At 72.6% G+C, this 701-nt stretch carries 1 protein-coding gene and 1 pseudogene; one reads left to right on the plus strand and one right to left on the minus strand.

Features of this window, described 5'->3' with window-relative positions:
• A partial coding sequence (locus FV222_RS28320; RefSeq protein ID WP_147816439.1) for a hypothetical protein occupies positions 1 to 517 on the plus strand: 517 nt, incomplete at its 5' end.
• Between the two features lie 94 nt (positions 518 to 611).
• Here the strand turns inward: FV222_RS28320 and FV222_RS32075 are convergent.
• Positions 612 to 701, minus strand: a pseudogene (locus tag FV222_RS32075) (DUF1489 domain-containing protein); the annotation flags it as partial.

Raw genomic sequence — 701 nt, forward strand, 5'->3', positions numbered from 1 at the left:
CGCAGCCACCCGCCCCGCCACCCCCGTCCGGCCCGCATCCGGCCAGGCGTCGGGCGACAAGCGCGGCTGGCTGTCCGACCTGCTGACGCGCGCCTCCCTCGACGACGAGGACGAGGCGGGCGTCACCGAGAGCCCCGCCCCGGCGGCGTCGAAGGCCGCGGTCGAGACCGGCCGCATCGCCCTGGAGACGATCTCGGCCGACATCGCGCGGATGATCGACCACCGCACCGCGGTGGACCTGTGGGAGCGCTACCGCCGCGGCGAGCCGAACCTGTTCGACATCAAGATCTACACGCCGCAGGGCAAGCAGACCTTCCTGGAGATGCAGCGCCGCTACCGGGCCGACGCGGAGTTCCGCCGCACCGTCGATCGCTACGTCAGCGAGTTCGAGCGCCTGCTCGGCGACGTGGCCCGCAACGACAAGGACGCGGCCCGCGCCGACGCCTACCTCACCTCCGAGACGGGCAAGGTCTACACGATGCTCGCCCATGCGAGCGGGCGGTTCGAGGGGGCCTGACGGCTCCGCTCGGGATCGGACGACGAGAAGGGGGCGCCTCCATCGGGGGCGCCCCCTTCTTCTTGTGCAAGATCGATCTTGCCAGGCCGTCGGATCACAGCAGCCCTAGGCCGACGAGTTCGCGACGGAGGGCTTCCGGCATCGCCGCGAGGTCGCCGGCCGCGCCCTCGCCGAGGTCGGCCGG

Source organism: Methylobacterium sp. WL103, from assembly GCF_008039885.1.
Lineage (GTDB): Bacteria > Pseudomonadota > Alphaproteobacteria > Rhizobiales > Beijerinckiaceae > Methylobacterium > Methylobacterium cerastii.